Below are 16,531 nucleotides of genomic sequence, written 5' to 3' on the forward strand. Positions count from 1 at the left end.
CTTGGACTTAATCCATCCTTGGCCGCGTCTGAGGCTTGTATCCCCAGCGGGCGATTAACTGTTCGATGACAAATGCCAGAACGATGTAGACCACTGCCACCAGTAGCAGCGGTTCATAGACTTTCAGGGTTTGCGCCCGGACGAGGTTGGCTGCACCAAGTAAGTCCATCAGCGCAACGGTTGAAGCCAGCGCAGTGGACTTGAGCAGCATCACCGCCTCCCCCGCCAAAGTCGGTCGTAGCAGTTGCAGGGCACGCACCAGCCAGACGCGACGCAACACCATAAACGGGCTCATGCCATAAGCTCTCGCGGCTTCCAGCTCACCTTTCGGTACAGCGCGCAAACCGGCCCGCAGGACTTCGCCGACATAAGCCGACACACTCAGGCTCAGGGCAACGGCCACATAAAAGAAGCCCTCGCGCAGGTAGGGCCACAGCCAGCTGCTGCGCATCCAGGGCCAGCCCGCCAGCAACATGCCAACGCCGTAATAGAAGATGAATATCTGCACCAGTAGAGGCGTCCCGCGCAGCACGCTGACGTAGAAGCGCGCCAGCAACGCAAGTGGCAGACAGTGAGAGAGTCGGGCCAAGGCCACCAACAGCGCTAAAGAAAAGCCGACCGCCGCACTGATCAGGAGCAGTTGCAGCGTCACCCAAGCACCTTGCAACAGCTCCGGGCTGAATTCATTGAACCAAGAAAAGTCCATGCGTATTCACTCCTAACCGTGCTGGGGCATCCAGCGTTCAAAGCGAGCCTCGCATAAGCGCAGCAGCACGCCGGATAGCAGGGTGATGAGGTAATAGAACAACGCCACTGCTAGATAGAAGGTCAGGTAATGCTTGGTCGTAGCTGCAGCTTGACGCCCAGAGGTGAGCAGCTCGCCATAACCCACCACACTGATCAGCGCGCTGTCCTTGACCAGCACCAGCCACAGGTTGAACAGGCCCGCCACGGCAAACGGCAGCATGCTCGGTAACTGCACCCGCCACAGCAGCAGAAAACGGGACATGCCGAGTGAGCGCGCCGCTTCAATCTGCCCCGGAGCAATCGCCTGAATCGCACCGCGGATGATCTCGGCGCTGTAGGCCCCCTGAACAACCCCCAAGATGACGATGGCGGCAACAAAACCGTTGACCTCAACACTGGGCTGATCAATCAACGCCATAAAGCTGTTGATCAAGTCGGCCCCGGCAAAGTACAGCAGCAGAATCAGCAACAGCTCCGGCACTGCCCGGTATAAGGTGGTGTACAGGTTGGCCCAGTACACCATCCAGCGCGGTCCCTTCAGTTTCATGAGCGCCACAATCAACCCGATCATCAGTCCCAACGCAAAGGCCCCCATTGAGATACCCAGTGTTCTCGTTGCGCCCTCGGCAAGCGCCTGCAGCCAACCGTCAGCCCAGAACAGCTGATAAAGCTGTGCAATCGTCATATCCATTCCTCTAGCCCGAAGCAGCGGGCTGTGACTTATTCCATGGGCACGTTGAGATAACGGCCGCGTAAGGCCGCAATGCGGCCTTCGCTGTTCAGCACATCGAGCGCCTGATTGAGGTGTTCGCGCAGGTCGTCGTTACCTTTGCGCACAGCAATTCCGATACCTTCACCAAATAGCGGATCCGACGGAGCCAATCCTTTGCCTTCCAGCCCAGAGTTGTCGGGTTCAGCCAACATGGGCTGTACGGAAATCTGATCAGCCAGCATCACGTCGATACGACCGTTGCGCAGATCAGCCAGGATGTCGTCCTGGTTGTTGTAATAACGAATGCGCGATTCTTTGCGGTAATTGGCCTTGATGTAGGCGGCATGGCTGGTTGAGGCCTGTACCCCGATTGACTTGCCACGCAGCCCTGCGGGCGTCAGCACCAGCTCCACACCTTTCTCGGCAATCCACAACGCAGGGGTTTGCAGATAGGGCTGAGTAAAATCGACCACCTGTTTGCGCTCATGGGTAATCGACATGGAATTCAGCACCACATCCACCTGTTTGGAATTAAGCGCCGGGATAAGCCCATCCCAGGCCATTTCCCGCAAGCTGCACTGACTGTGCATCTGCCGGCACAAGGCATTAATCAGCTCAGGATCAAATCCGCTCCACTGCCCATGTCCGTTCTTGTATGAAAACGGCGGGTAGGCCTCCTGGGCGATGGCGAACACCAACTGATCGTCCGCATGGGCCGTATTCAGGCTGCTAATCAGCACAATGCTGCCAAGCAAGCTGAATAGTGTTCTATTCATGACCGCCTCCTCATCCATGGTTAAGTGTCCGGGTCGCCTCAGCAGCGGTTGTCCTGCGCCATCACAAACTGACGGCAGCGCTCGCTGTGCGGGTCCAGCATCACCTGCTGTGGCGGCCCTTCCTCCTCTACCAGCCCCTGATGCAGATACACCACGTGGCTGGATACATCGCGGGCAAAGGCCATCTCATGGGTAACCAGAATCATGCTGCAACCTTCCTCGGCAATGCCCCGAATCACCCGCAGCACCTCACCGACCATTTCAGGGTCAAGGGCTGAAGTAGGCTCATCGAACAACATGACGTTCGGCCGCATAGCTAGCGCCCGGGCAATGGCCACGCGCTGTTGTTGTCCTCCAGACAGAAACGCCGGATAGCTGTGGCGTTTGTCAGCCATGCCAACCTTTTCCAGCAGATGTTCCGCATGAGCGATGGCCTCCTGACGCTTCTCCCCATGCACATACACCGGCGCTTCGATGACGTTTTCCAGAACCGTGCGATGCGGCCACAGGTTAAAGCTCTGAAAGACCATGCTCAGTTGAGTGCGCAGCCGCTCGACCTGACGCGGCTGGAGAATCTTCGGCGTGCCGTTGCGTTCGCGGCCCAGGCGGACCTCTTCACCGTTGATGCTGATGCGCCCAGCATCGGGGATTTCCAACAGGTTGATGCAGCGCAGCAAAGTGCTCTTACCGGAGCCACTGGCACCGATCAACGAAACCACATCACCCTCGTGAGCGCGTAGGGAAATGCCCTTGAGAACATGATGCTCACCATAGTTTTTGTGCAGATCAGCAACCGCCACCACTGGCATTGGGCCAGCAGCAGACGCATTCGCTTCATGCGACATGGGCATGTCTCCTTGGAATTCGATGGGCTGGTGCAGCAAATCAGTCGGGCAGCCAGTCCTGAGCTGGCAGCTCAAGCAGATGTACGTCATCCGTGCCAGCCAACTGCGGCAGAAGCTGGCGCAATTGCGGCAGACTCTTCAGGCAGTGGTAATGGATGCCATAGGCCCCAGCCAGCGCGGCAAAGTCAGGGGGGAGAATGTCGACACCCAGCGGCTGGACCTCTTGGGCCTGCATGTAGTCGCGGATTTCGCCGTAACACTGGTTGTTCCACAGCACGATCAGCAGCCCCACACCCGCCTCACGTGCGGCCAGCAGCTCGGCGCTGGAGAACTGCAGCCCACCGTCACCGATAATCGCGACAACCTGCTGCTGCGGCGTAGCCAGCTTGGCACCTATGGCGGCAGGCAAGGCATAGCCCAACGTGCCGAAACCGGTTGCGGCATTAAACCAGCCATTAATTTGCAGAGCCCTGTATCCCACTGCGCCTTGGTACACAGGCTGGGTGGAGTCACCCACCAGCACCGGTGAGGGCAATGTATCCCTCAGGCAATCCAGCAGCCCCTGCATCACCAGTTGACGTGGCGTCCAGCTTTGACGCTCGCAGGAGTTGACCCGTTGCACCGCTCCCGCCCCCCAACCATTGAGTGGCGTGCGCGCCGGGATCAACGGTAACAACACCTGCAAGCCTGCCGTGGCATCGCCCACCAGACTGACCTCAGCCCGGTGTAGACCCAACACCTGCTGGGGATCGATATCCAAACGAATGAGTGCACCTTTAAAACTGAGAGGCCCCAACCCGAAGAAGTCGTAATCGGTCTCACCCAGCTCCGTTCCCACCGCCAGCACAACATCCGCCTCATCCAGCAGTTCGCGACCATGCGGAGCAGACAGCACACCATCCAGTAGCAGTGGATGCTCCGGCGGCAACAGGCCTCTGGCATTAGTGCTCAAGGCCACGGGCGCGCACAACTGACGGGCCAGTTCATCCAGTACCGATCCCACATGGCGAGCACCGCCACCGGCCAGAATCAGCGGCTTTTGACTACGCGCCAGCAACTTGGCCGCTTCGGCCAGATCCTGTGCTGAAGGCTGAGGCACTCTAGGCAAGTGTCTTGGACGCAGGTCCAGCCCTGCAACTGACATCATCAGCACATCCAGCGGAATCTCGATATGTACCGGACGCGGTCGGCTGCAAGTAAACACGGCGAAGGCACGGGCCAGGACCTCGGGCAGCTGCGTGGGGCATTGCAGACTGTGGCTGAAGGCACACACGCCCTGCACCAGGGCGCGCTGATCCGGCATCTCATGCAGATGGCCGTGGCCCAGATGTTGATGCTCGCGGCGCAGACTGGTGGAGATCACCAGCATCGGAATCGAGTCAGCATAGGCTTGGCCCATGGCCGTCAGGATATTGGTCATTCCCGGACCGGTGATGATAAAGCACACACCCGGTTTACCGCTGGCCCGCGCATAGCCATCTGCCATAAAGCCGGCTCCCTGTTCATGCCGCGGGCTGATATGGCGCAAGCCGCTATCAACAAGGGCGCGGTACAACTCCACTGTATGTACACCGGGAATACCGAAGACTGTATCTACGTCATAAGCTTGCAGTAACTGCACCAGAGCTTGGGCACAACGGGTCATAAGCGCACCTCATTATTGTTAGTCAGAGCGTCTGGCCCGGTAGTTACAGGCCAGCCAGTGTCACGCCTGAATCCCAGTATCTTTGAAATAATCACTGCAACAATCGAAAAGAATTTGCCTGACCGTTTAGTCATTTTCACCAATTGAACCTGACTATGCGGCCGCACCTGTCAGCCTTTACGGAGCCAGACACGCCTGCAAAGCTGCCGTCAGCCGAGCTTCATCAAAGCCCGTCCGTAACCCGATCAGCACCAGCTGGCTCAGTCCCGGCAAGCCAAACTCAGGCGGGTCCAGACTCAGTTCGCTGCGCGTTCCTACGTGATGTAGTAGGCAGCGCCGATCCGGGTAGCCCTCCAGGCGCAGAATGCCTTTGGCCCTGTACACGCCTACCGGAAGCTGGCGCAGCAACCGCCGCAGTGGTGCAAGGCGAAACAGACGCTGAGTCTCAAAACTGTGTGAGACAAACTGCTCAGCATGCTCCTGTGTGGGAACAGGCCGGAGAGATCGGCCACAAGCACTGCCGCCATGCCCCAGCAGCAGCTCAGGGGCAACAGCGGCATAGCGACTCTCGATAACCCGGGCATTGGGGTACAGCCACTGCTGTTTGAGTGTGGCCAGTTGCGACGGGGTGATGCTGTCGACCTTATTCAGCACGATGATGTCCGCCACCTCCAGCTGCTCCTGGGCCAATGCGGCCATGGGAGCGGGCAGCGTGCCATGCTGCGCTGCATCCAGCAGAGTAATAACGGCATCGATGTGCAAGCGCTGCCTGAACTGGGGATAACGCAAAGTGCTGACGATCTTCTGCGGGCTGGACAACCCGCTCGCCTCAATCAGCAGCCGCTCTGGCTGCGGTCCGTCCGGGCCGAGCAGCTGTTCCAGCTGGGCAATCAGGTCACTTTCAACCGTGCAGCACATACAGCCATTGGCCAGAGTCATCATGGTCTGGCTCTGTTGCACGATCAGTTCACTGTCGATATTGATTGCGCCAAAGTCATTGACCAGCACTGCCATGCGCAGCCCCTGCACATGGGTCAGCAGGTGATTAAGCAAGGTGGTTTTACCGGCTCCGAGAAAGCCACTGATCAGAGTCACCGCAACAGAGTGCTGCGACTGGAGTTCAGAGAACATCAGGCACCTCCTTGCGCCACAGCGCCTTCTGCCGAGAGCCATCAAGCTCACCATGACGATCCCAGGCGAATTGCCCTTCCAGCAGCGTCAGTTCCACCTGCGTGGCATGCACAAAACCCTGCGCGGGATGGCTGAATAGGTCACGGTCGAGGACGATCAGATCAGCGGATTTACCCACCTTGATCGACCCGGCGCTTTGCTCAATCCCCATGCTCCAGGCACCGTTGATAGTCATCACGCGGATTGCCTGCTCGAGGCTGATCGGCTCGCCATAAAAATGACCCGGCACTTCGCCAAAGGGGTTGGCGCGGGTCAGCATGGCTTCAAAACCGATCCACGGGTTGATGCTGGAAACCGGCCAGTCAGTGCCCATTACTGCAACGCCGCCCTGCTCCAACACGCCTTTGAAGTTGTAGGCGCGCTGCATGCGCTGCTCGCCAAACACGCTGCGTGCATTGGCGAAGGCCGAGGGGTACCAGCCCACCGGAGAAAACTCTGCCACCACATTGAGTTCGGCAAAGCGACCCAGGTTGCTATCCAGCAAGGTCGTGCTGTGCGCGCATTGGTGACGCACGCCACTTTCACCGTTGATCTGCCGGGTCAGGGCTACTGCATTGAGGAACACATCCGAGGCGCCATCGCCGGTGCAGTGGGCAATCACCCGAATACCGCGACGATCCATATCCACCAGCATGTCCAGCAGGTGCTCTGGGGTCAGGTTCAGGTGCCCGCGCCAGTTTTTCTCCCCCGGCCACGGGCTGGACAGGAACGACGAGCGCGACTCATGGGTGCCGTCGAAGTGGAACTTCACTGCGTTGGCGTTCAATCGGGCACTGCGATAGAAATGACGCTCGCCGCTAAGCAGCTCCCAACGGCGCTTCACCGGGAAAATGTCGTCCTGCCAACTGATCGCTGCCTCAATACGTACCGACAGCTCGCCAGCCTGATCAATACTGCGCAGGGCATTCAGGCGGTGCTCGCAGACATGCACATACTTGCTGCCCACAACCCCCATCGAACTCTGTAGCCAGACGCCCTCACGGTAGGCGCGAATCAGCGCCGCCTGCGGGGTCGGAGGCATCGCGGCGTGGATCAAGGCATAAGCACCGTCCACCAGAATGCCGGTTGGCTCACCGGTAAAACTGTCGCGTTCGATATAGCCGTGGCGAGGATCAACCGTATCGGCATCAATCCCCGCCAATTCCAGCGCTTTGGAGTTGACCATCATGCAGCCCCAGGAGCGATCCAGTATGGCTACCGGGCGATCCGCAACAACTGAGTCCAGCCACTCACGCCCCGGCACCAGCCCGGCCTGCTTGAAGCGATAACGCACGAAGTACTGCCCGTATACCCAGCCGTCCCCCGGATGGGCCGCGCAATAATTGAGAATGGCCTGCTGCACCTGCTCAACCGTGGGGTCTTCACAACCCACATCCAGGTAGCCGGCATAGCCCGGTGCAAGCTTCAGGTCCGGGTGGGTGTGCATGTCATACAGACCGGGCATGACAAAACGGCCCTTGAGGTCTACGACCTGAGTCTTGGGGCCCTGCCAGATCAGCACATCACTGTTGCTGCCCACCGCAACAAAACTGCCGCCGCGAATGGCCACCGCTTCAGCCCATGGCTGTTGCGCCTCAACGGTGTAAATGCGGCCATTGATCAGAATTAAATCCGCGGGCAGGGACGCAAGGGAAAAGGACATGACACACCTCACCGGCCAGAGCCTTTGTCGCAAGACATCGGCGCAATTGATCCATGCGCTGCGGCCCACCACGTGATGCGCTTAACACCTCAGGGCCGAATCGCTCTGGCCTTAGTATTAGTGAGATAAATCACACAACAATCGAATAATTTAGGCGCTACCGTTCAGTAATTTTCACCAAAAGGAATTTGAGCAGCCCCATGCGTATACCCTCCATGACTGCCCTGCGCGCACTGGATGCGATAGCCCGGCTGGGCAGTGTCTCCGCTGCCGCGGATGAGCTAAGTCTGACCCGCAGTGCCATCAGCCATCAGATAGGCTCCCTCGAAGACAACCTCGGTTTCAGCCTGACTGAACGCCAGGGCCGCGGCATTGCCCTGACCTTCGCCGGCGAGCGCTATGCCCGCGAAATCCATCGCATTCTGGCGTCACTGGAAGAGGCAGGCCGCGCGGTCGATAACCTAGGTGTGGCCGGACGCCTGACAGTCAGCTGCAATCCCGGATTTGCCAGCTATTGGCTGTGTCAGCACATCGGCGATTTTGTCCGTCAGTATCCGCAGGTTCAGTTGCAGCTGATTTCACCCCGCACGCCGGATGATGTGAGCGACAGCCAAGCCGATCTATTCATCGCCTACGGCATTGGGGACTGGCCAGACCTACAGGTCGAGCAACTTGTGCCACTACGCTATTTCCCGGTGTGCAGTCCGCGCCTGATCAATGCCCTGGGAGGCCTCAAGTCAGTACAAGATCTGAATAAGTTTCCCTTGCTGCACATGAGTGACCACAGCGACTGGCGGGTCTGGCTGAATGCCGCCAAGGCCGGGCATATGGATTTGGAGCAGCATTGCGGGGTGATTTTTACCGATGCCAACTGTGCGCAAGCCGCCTGCATGGCCGGGCAAGGCGTAGCAATGGGGGATAACCTGATTAGCGGCGATGCCTTGGCTCAAGGGCTACTGGTCAGGCCCTTTGACATCGCGGTGGATTCATTGCGCGGGTACTTTCTGGTCAGCACCCCGGAGAAAAATCAGCGGCCAACCGTGGAAGCCTTCAGTCATTGGTTGAAAAACCAGTTGAAAGCTTCCACTCAGCGCTGGTGCAAGGCACCGATCTGAATGATCAGTCCTGGCTGCTCTGTTCGGCCAAAGCAACAGCACGGAACATGGCGCGGCGCTTGTTCAGGGTTTCTTCCCATTCCAGTGCAGGCACGGAGTCGGCAACGATGCCGGCACCGGCTTGTACATGCAGCTCACCGTCTTTAATCACAGCAGTGCGGATGGCGATGGCGGTGTCCATGTTGCCGTTCCAGGCCAGATAGCCGACTGCGCCGCCATACACGCCACGCTTGACCGGCTCCAGCTCATCGATGATTTCCATGGCGCGGATTTTCGGCGCGCCGGAAAGCGTGCCCGCCGGCAGAATGGCCCGCAGTGCATCCATCGCCGTCAGTTCAGGCTTGAGCTGACCAGTGACGTTGGAGACGATGTGCATCACGTTGGAATAACGCTCGATCACCATCTTCTCAGTGACTTTCACACTGCCGGTCGTAGCCACGCGGCCGACATCGTTGCGGCCCAAGTCGATCAGCATCAGGTGTTCGGCGATCTCTTTGGCATCGGACAGTAGGTCTTCTTCCAACGCCAAATCGGCTTCTTCGTTAGCGCCACGCGGACGAGTACCGGCGATTGGGCGCACAGTAACCAAACCATCTTCGAGGCGCACCAGCACTTCTGGCGAACTGCCGACCACATGGAAGTCACCGAAGTTAAAGAAGTACATGTACGGCGTCGGGTTGATGCAACGCAGCGCGCGGTACAGATCAATCGGAGCGGCCTTGAACGGGATCGACATGCGCTGGGAGATCACCACCTGCATGCAGTCACCGGCAAGGATGTATTCCTTGATCGCGTTGACGGCGTTTTCGTAATCATCACGTTTGAAGCTGGATACAAAATCCGGCTCGGCAGCCAACGGTGCCGATAGGTCTACACCCAGGCGCGGGGTGATCGGCTGACGCAGCTTATGCAGAATCTCTTTCAGACGCGCTTGGCCGTTTTCCAAGGCGTTGTCTTCGGCCGGGTCAACCAGCACGATGGCGTGCATCTTGCCGGCCAAGTTATCGAAGACCACCACTGCGTCCGACACCATCAGCAGAATGTCCGGTGTACCCAAGGTGTCAGGGTTCACCCCGCCGGCCAGTTTGGTTTCGACATAGCGTACGCTGTCGTAGCCAAAGTAGCCGACCAGACCACCGTTGAAGCGTGGCAAACCTGGCAAGGTCGGTACCTTGTAACGCTCTTTAAACTGTTCGACGAAAGCCAGCGGGTCTTCACACTGGTGACGTTCGGTTTCTACGCCATCGACGGTGATGCGCACATCATGATCATGGGCGCGTAGCACGGTGCGGGCTGGCAAACCAATGATCGAGTAACGACCCCACTTCTCGCCGCCTTGTACGGATTCGAGCAGGTAGGTGTTTGGCTCATCAGCCAGTTTCAAATAGATGGACAGCGGCGTGTCGAAATCCACCAGGGATTCGCAGGCAACAGGAATGCGGTTATAGCCTTCTTCGGCTAGGCGCTGAAATTCTTCGCGGGTCATGATCAGCCTCGTGGCATGAGGTAAAAACGGTTGTGTGCGAGCGTGCCGTCTATACGGCCAGAATCATATTCAGTGGCGCCAACGCCAACGGGCCAAAGCCTTGATGATGTTCATACTGATTCCGGCGGACCAGCGCTTGCAGATAACAACCACCACGAAACTCTCTTTTATTCAGGCGGGAAGGTGCGGTCACACTAGCGCAGGGCTGGGGCCGAATCAACCCACAAGCCCCGCAAACAGACACTTCAGCTCGCCTGCAACAAACCGGTCAGTGAATCCAGCACGTGATCGGGCTGCTCTTCAGCAATCGGCCGGCCGTGGTTGTAGCCGTAGGTCAGCGCGACACAGGCTACGCCAGCAGCTTTGGCGGCGTGTACATCATTGCGTGAGTCACCGATAAACAGTGCACTTTCAGGCTCAACCCGAGCCAGTTTCATCACATACAGCAGGCCAGCCGGATCAGGCTTCTGCTGGGGCAAAGTATCGCCGCCGATGATCCAGCGGAAATAGCCGCCCAGCTTCTTCTGATCCAGCAGCGGTGCAACGAAACGTTCGGGTTTGTTGGTGACCAGCGCCAGCTCAATATCCTGCTCGCGCAGCCAGTCCAGGGTTTCCTGCACGCCGGGGTAAACCACGGACATTTCATGGCTTTCGGCGTAGTGCTGCATAAACAGCTCCAGCGCTTGCACGGCCAGTGCATCGTCAACGGCGGCATGTTCGATGCTGTCTGCCAGTGCCCTGCGTACCAGTACACGAGCACCATTGCCGACCCAGTTACGCACCTTATCCACACCTGCTGCCGGGCGACCGAGATCTTGCAAGGTCCGGTCAACAGCAGCTGCCAGGTCTGGAACGGAGTCCAGCAGGGTGCCGTCCAGATCGAACATCACCAGTTTCGGCAGATCACCCCGGAACAGTTGCCTGAGCAGGCTCACCCGCGCACCTGTGCCAGTTCGGCACGCATGCTGTCGATGACGGCTTTGTAGTCCGGCTGATTGAAGATGGCTGAACCGGCAACAAAGGTGTCCGCACCGGCTTCAGCGATGGAGCGGATGTTCTGTACGTTCACCCCACCATCGATTTCCAGACGGATATCGCGGCCAGAAGCATCAATCAGGGCACGGGCTTCACGGAGTTTTTCCAAGGTGTGCGGGATGAATTTCTGGCCACCGAAACCTGGGTTCACACTCATCAGCAGGATCATGTCGACTTTGTCCATGACGTGCTTAAGCACATCCAGCGGCGTCGCCGGGTTGAACACCAGACCAGACTTGCAACCACCGTCGCGAACCAGTTGCAGGGAGCGGTCGATGTGCTCGGAACCTTCCGGGTGGAAAGTAATGTAGGTAGCGCCCGCTTCGATAAAGTCGCCGATGATGCGGTCGACCGGCTTGACCATCAGGTGTACGTCAATCGGTGCAGTCACACCGTATTTGCGCAGTGCGGCGCAAACCATCGGGCCGATGGTCAGGTTCGGAACATAGTGGTTGTCCATAACATCGAAGTGAACGATGTCTGCCCCGGCAGCTAATACCTTGTCCACATCCTCACCCAGACGGGCGAAGTCAGCAGACAGAATTGACGGAGCGATGGCGAAGGGTTGCATGGCGCACCTCAGTGGCATTCACGAAAGCCGCACATTGTACCCGAGGCGATGGCAAGCTGCCGCCGCCAGTTGACCAACGAGCCCGCTTGCAGGGCCCGTTGTGCACTTCAGTTATTACAGAGACAGACGCTTATTCCGGCAGCTGTGTACGCATCTTTTCACTGCGTCCACGCAGCCATTCCAGCGTGAGCAACAGCAGGATGGAGAACGCGATCAGCAAAGTCGCTGCAGCAGCAATGGTCGGCGACAGGTTCTCGCGGATACCGCTGAACATTTGTCGTGGCAACGTGGCTTGCTCCGGGCCTGCAAGGAACAGGGTTACCACCACTTCATCGAACGAGGTGGCAAAGGCGAACAGACCACCACTGATCACACCCGGCGCAATCAGCGGCAAGGTGACACGGCGGAAGGTCGTCAGCGGCGATGCGCCCAAGCTGGCCGCTGCACGCACCAGGTTGTGGTTAAAGCCCTGCAAGGTCGCCGAGACTGTGATGATCACAAATGGCACACCCAAAACAGCGTGAACCACGATCAGCGAGATAAAGCTGTTACCCAACCCCAACGGAGCAAAGAACAGGTAGCTGGCGACACCCACGATCACCACCGGGACGATCATCGGCGAAATCAATATGCTCATCACCAGCGCCTTACCGCGGAACTCACCACGGGTCAGACCGATGGAAGCCAGCGTACCGAAGATCATTGCCAGCGCGGTCGCCGCAGGCGCAACGATCATGCTGTTCTTCAGCGAGCGCATCCACTCTGCTGAGGAGAAAAACGCTTCATACCAACGCAGGGAAAATCCCTGCAACGGGTAGACCAGAAAGGTGCCCGAGTTGAACGACAACGGAATGATCACCAGTACCGGCAGAACCAGGAACAACAGCACCAGCGCGACAAGGGTGCGCAGGCTGTAGTGCCAGATGCGTTCAACGGGCGACATATAAGGACTGAGCATGCTCTATCTCCGGTAAATCCACTCTGGCGAGGCCGGACGTCATGCGCCCAGCCCCACCTCCAGCAGCCTGAATCAGGCCAGCTTCAATTTGCTTGCACCGACCAGCCAGCCGTACACCACATACAGCAGCAGCGTGGCCGCCAGCAGTAGGCCGCCCAGCGCGGTCGCCATACCCCAGTTGATTGAGCTGTTGGTGTAGAAGGCCACGAAGTAGCTGATCATCTGGTCATTCGGGCTGCCCAGCAGTGCCGGGGTGATGTAGTAGCCAATCGACAGGATGAACACCAGCAGACCGCCTGCGCCGACACCGGCCAGGGTTTGCGGGAAGTACACGCGCCAGAAGCTAGCAAACGGATGGCAGCCCAGCGATACGGCCGCACGCATGTAAGTTGGGGAGATGCCCTTCATCACGCTGTAGATCGGCAGAATCATGAACGGCAACATGATGTGCACCATTGAGATGTAGACACCCACGCGGTTAAACACTAACTGCAGTGGCTCATCGATGATGCCCATGGCGATCAAACCGCTGTTGATCAAGCCGCTGGACTGCAACAGCACGATCCACGCGGCAACCCGCACCAGAATCGAGGTCCAGAACGGCAGCAGCACCAGAATCATCAGCAGGTTGCTCTGCCGTGCGGGCAGATTGGCCAGCAGATAGGCCACCGGATACGCCAGCACCAGGCAAATGGCGGTAATCACCAAGCTCATCCAGAAGGTGCGGGCAAAAATATCCAGGTAGATCGCCTGATCCGGGGTAGCAGCCGCCAGCTCGCCAAGATCATCAATGCGGTGATCCAAAGCCGCCAGCAGGTAATACGGCGTAATAGCACTGCTGTTACGGCGGATCACCTGCCAGTAAGCCGGATCGCCCCAACGCTCATCCATGCTTTCCAGCGCAATCTTGTAGGACTCAGGCTCAGTGGCCAACGGCAACTTACGCGCAGTACTGTTAATAAGGCTGCGGAAGCCGGCCTGTTCCATATTCAGGCGCGTGGAAACAGCGCCCAGTTCGCGTGCTTTGCGCGCTTCGACAATGTCGTGGGCAATGGCCCGGTACGCCGACTCATCCGGCAAGCCGCGACCATCCCAGGCAGCGATGGCCTCAACAGTCTGCGGGAAGCCGCCGACCACTTCAGGGTTATCCACACTGCGCCACAGCAGCGCGGCAATCGGCACGATAAAGGTCAGCAGCAGAAACACCAGTAGCGGCAGAATCAGCGCCTTGGACTTGAGACGATTGAAGCGCTCAGCACGGGCCAGACGTTGTTTGAGGCTGACCCCGGTAATTTCATTGGCAGGCAGAACGCTGGCCATGAGGGATGACTCCGCATGCAACCGCCGCGCAATGCGACGGAAAGAAAACAGGTCGCGTTGCCCGTACTACACGGCTCGGACAACGCTACAACTCAAGCAGGCTACAGATCAGCCCAAGGCGATCTGTAGCCAAAGGGGATTAACGAGCGGCCCAGGCGTTAAAACGCTGTTCCAGCTGCTCGCCGTAGTCCACCCAGAACGCCACATCAATCGCCACTTGGTTCTTGATGTTTTCCGGCGTGGTCGGAATCACCTTCTGACGCTCAGCAGACAGCAGGTTGATGGTTTCTTTACGAGTCGGGCCGTAGGCTACGATTTCGAAGAAGTTCTTCTGAGCTTCCGGAGTTACAGAGAACTTCATCAGCTCTTTGGCTTCTTCCTGATTTTTGGCACCGGTCGGGATTGCCCAGGAGTCGAAGTCATAGATGCCGCCGTCCCAGACGATCTGCAGGTTGCTTTCAGCCTGTACCGCAGCGATACGTGCGTTGTAGGCCGAGCTCATCACTACGTCGCCAGAAGCCAGGTACTGCGGCGGTTGAGCGCCTGCTTCCCACCACTGGATGTGCGGCTTGAGCTCGTCCAGTTTGCGGAATGCGCGGTCAACACCTTCAGCAGTGGACAGCACTTCATAGACGTCCTTCGGCGCAACGCCATCGGCCATCAGGGCGAACTCGAGGGTGTACTTGGCACCTTTACGCAGGCCACGCTTGCCCGGGTATTTCTTCACGTCCCAGAAATCAGCCCAGCCAGTTGGCGCGGTAGCCAGTTTGTCGGCGTTGTAAGCCAGAACGGTTGACCATACGAAGAAGCCAACACCGCAAGGCTGGATAGTGCCCGGGATGTAGTCATCCGGATTGCCGAAGATGGAGGTGTCCAGCTGCTCGAACAGCCCCTCGTCACAGCCACGGGACAGCTCAGGAGATTCAACCTCGAGCAGGTTCCAGCTCACGCTCTTGGTGTCGACCATAGCCTTAACGCGGGCCATTTCACCGTTGTACTCACCGGCGATAACTTTGTGGCCAGTGGCTTTTTCAAACGGGGTGTAGAAGGTTTCGATCTGGGCTTTCTGGGTGGTGCCGCCGAAAGAAATTGCGGTCAGTTCTGCAGCCAGCGCCGGCGCCCCAATCGCCACGCTTGCCGCCAGTACTGCGAGTTTCAGGGATTTCATCATTGTTCTAATCTCCTCTGTGCATCTGGTCAGGTTATTGCCTATCAGTCCAACTGAAGCGGGTCGAGGGCACGGCTGTGTTCAACTTGCCAGCCCAGCGGAATCAGGTCGCCAACGCTCAACGAAGGATCAAGCTCGGCTACTGGCTGCTTCACGTAGAAATCATCCTTGCCACAAACCTCCATGCGGATTCGCACGTGATCGCCCAAGTAAATAAACTCGGCCACGCGCCCGGAGAACCGGTTGCTGCAAGCCTCGCTGTGGCCGTTAAGGCGCACTCGTTCAGGACGGATCGACAGGGTGACCGGATCACCCACCTGGCCGACGTTCACCGCCAGCGCCTCGATCTGCTCACCACGTGGCAGCGTGATCGTGCAGCGATCACCGTCACGGCTGGCAAGGCGTCCACAGATTCGGTTGTTCTCACCAATAAAGTTGGCGACGAAGGTGTTGCTCGGCTGCTCATACAGGGTGCGCGGGTCGGCAATCTGCTGAATCTCGCCCTGATGGAACACGGCAACGCGGTCAGACATGGTCAGCGCTTCACCCTGATCGTGGGTCACGTAGACCACGGTCACGCCCAGACGCTGATGCAGGTGTTTGATCTCCATCTGCATGTGTTCGCGCAGCTGCTTGTCCAACGCACCAAGCGGTTCGTCCATCAGTACCAGCTGCGGCTCAAACACCAGCGCACGGGCCAGTGCCACACGCTGCTGCTGACCACCGGAAAGCTGGCCGGGATAACGGTTACGGAAGCTGTCCAGCTGCACCATCGACAGGGCTTTTTTCACCCGTTCGGTGCAATCGGTACGCGACATGCCGCGCACACTCAGCGGAAAAGCGAGGTTTTCGGCAACTGTCATGTGCGGGAACAGCGCATAGTTCTGGAACACCATGCCGATGTCGCGCTTGTGCGGAGGCAGGCGGTTCAGCGAGCGACCACCCAGCAGAATTTCCCCGGCTGTGGGGGTTTCAAAACCCGCCAGCATCATCAAGCTGGTGGTCTTGCCTGAGCCGGACGGACCCAGCAGGGTGAGGAACTCGCCCTTGCGGATATCCAGATTGAGATCTTTGACGATCAGGTTTTCGCCATCGTAGGTCTTTTGCACGCCACGAAAGCTGACCAATACATCATTAGCCTGAGACCCGGTCATTACCACACCCTTTATTGTTGTCTTCACGCGGATGGCACAAGACTAGAGTGGGTATTCAGGCTAAAGAATCAGGCAGGATGACAACCTGATGTCGGGCGTCAGGAGTATTTCTTGTAGGGCAATCCCTACAAAGTACGCGGTTTTACCCTGCGCCACACAACAGTGC

At 58.3% G+C, this 16,531-nt stretch carries 14 protein-coding genes and 1 pseudogene; 1 reads left to right on the forward strand and 14 read right to left on the reverse strand.

All coding sequences use genetic code 11. From position 1 onward, the window contains the following. Positions 1–7 precede the first annotated feature (7 nt). The 7 genes from AO726_RS14805 to AO726_RS14835 form a co-directional block, all read right to left on the reverse strand. The gene (locus tag AO726_RS14805) at positions 8–706 is read right to left on the reverse strand and encodes an ABC transporter permease (RefSeq protein WP_058068877.1); all 699 of its coding nucleotides are present in this window, start codon (positions 704–706) and stop codon (positions 8–10) included. 12 nt (positions 707–718) lie between these two features. Continuing rightward, a complete protein-coding gene (locus AO726_RS14810) occupies positions 719–1,432 on the reverse strand; it encodes an ABC transporter permease (protein WP_058069200.1) in 714 nt (237 codons plus the stop codon). Between the two features lie 35 nt (positions 1,433–1,467). Next, positions 1,468–2,235, reverse strand: coding sequence for a transporter substrate-binding domain-containing protein (locus AO726_RS14815; protein ID WP_058068878.1), 768 nt, complete (start codon positions 2,233–2,235; stop codon positions 1,468–1,470). 38 nt (positions 2,236–2,273) lie between these two features. Beyond that, positions 2,274–3,080 carry an ABC transporter ATP-binding protein gene (locus AO726_RS14820; protein ID WP_058068879.1) on the reverse strand — a complete coding sequence of 269 codons (807 nt, stop codon included), beginning with the start codon at positions 3,078–3,080 and terminating at the stop codon, positions 2,274–2,276. 40 nt (positions 3,081–3,120) lie between these two features. Beyond that, positions 3,121–4,725, reverse strand: coding sequence for a 5-guanidino-2-oxopentanoate decarboxylase (locus tag AO726_RS14825; protein WP_058068880.1), 1,605 nt, complete (start codon positions 4,723–4,725; stop codon positions 3,121–3,123). A gap of 177 nt (positions 4,726–4,902) precedes the next feature. Next, positions 4,903–5,856: a CobW family GTP-binding protein gene (locus AO726_RS14830; RefSeq protein ID WP_058068881.1), complete on the reverse strand. Its 954-nt coding sequence runs from the start codon at positions 5,854–5,856 to the stop codon at positions 4,903–4,905. Then, on the reverse strand, positions 5,846–7,558 hold the full coding sequence (locus AO726_RS14835) for an amidohydrolase (protein WP_058068882.1): 1,713 nt from the start codon (positions 7,556–7,558) through the stop codon (positions 5,846–5,848). Before AO726_RS14835 ends, AO726_RS14830 begins: the two co-directional genes overlap by 11 nt. Positions 7,559–7,758: 200 nt before the next feature. Here AO726_RS14835 and AO726_RS14840 point away from each other — a divergent pair, with 200 nt between their 5' ends. After that, the gene (locus tag AO726_RS14840; protein ID WP_058068883.1) at positions 7,759–8,673 is read left to right on the forward strand and encodes a LysR substrate-binding domain-containing protein; all 915 of its coding nucleotides are present in this window, start codon (positions 7,759–7,761) and stop codon (positions 8,671–8,673) included. A 4-nt stretch (positions 8,674–8,677) separates the two neighbouring features. Here AO726_RS14840 and trpE read toward each other — a convergent pair whose 3' ends face one another. The 7 genes and pseudogenes from trpE to AO726_RS14875 form a co-directional block, all read right to left on the reverse strand. Then, entirely contained in the window at positions 8,678–10,159 is a 1,482-nt protein-coding gene (gene trpE / locus AO726_RS14845; protein WP_058068884.1) for an anthranilate synthase component I, read from the reverse strand. Positions 10,160–10,228: 69 nt separating this feature from the next. Beyond that, positions 10,229–11,094 (reverse strand): annotated as a pseudogene (locus AO726_RS14850) (phosphoglycolate phosphatase). After that, a complete protein-coding gene (gene rpe, locus AO726_RS14855; protein WP_058068886.1) occupies positions 11,091–11,765 on the reverse strand; it encodes a ribulose-phosphate 3-epimerase in 675 nt (224 codons plus the stop codon). The pseudogene AO726_RS14850 and the gene rpe overlap by 4 nt, the downstream one beginning before the upstream one ends. A gap of 130 nt (positions 11,766–11,895) precedes the next feature. Continuing rightward, the gene (locus AO726_RS14860; RefSeq protein ID WP_058068887.1) at positions 11,896–12,723 is read right to left on the reverse strand and encodes an ABC transporter permease; all 828 of its coding nucleotides are present in this window, start codon (positions 12,721–12,723) and stop codon (positions 11,896–11,898) included. 72 nt (positions 12,724–12,795) lie between these two features. After that, positions 12,796–14,043, reverse strand: a complete 1,248-nt coding sequence (locus AO726_RS14865; RefSeq protein ID WP_058068888.1) for an ABC transporter permease — start codon at positions 14,041–14,043, stop codon at positions 12,796–12,798. A gap of 139 nt (positions 14,044–14,182) precedes the next feature. Next, positions 14,183–15,214, reverse strand: coding sequence for an ABC transporter substrate-binding protein (locus tag AO726_RS14870; protein WP_058068889.1), 1,032 nt, complete (start codon positions 15,212–15,214; stop codon positions 14,183–14,185). A gap of 41 nt (positions 15,215–15,255) precedes the next feature. After that, on the reverse strand, positions 15,256–16,365 hold the full coding sequence (locus AO726_RS14875) for an ABC transporter ATP-binding protein (RefSeq protein WP_058068890.1): 1,110 nt from the start codon (positions 16,363–16,365) through the stop codon (positions 15,256–15,258). Positions 16,366–16,531 lie beyond the last annotated feature (166 nt).

It is taken from the genome of Pseudomonas sp. TTU2014-080ASC (assembly GCF_001446935.1).
Classification (GTDB): Bacteria; Pseudomonadota; Gammaproteobacteria; order Pseudomonadales; family Pseudomonadaceae; genus Aquipseudomonas.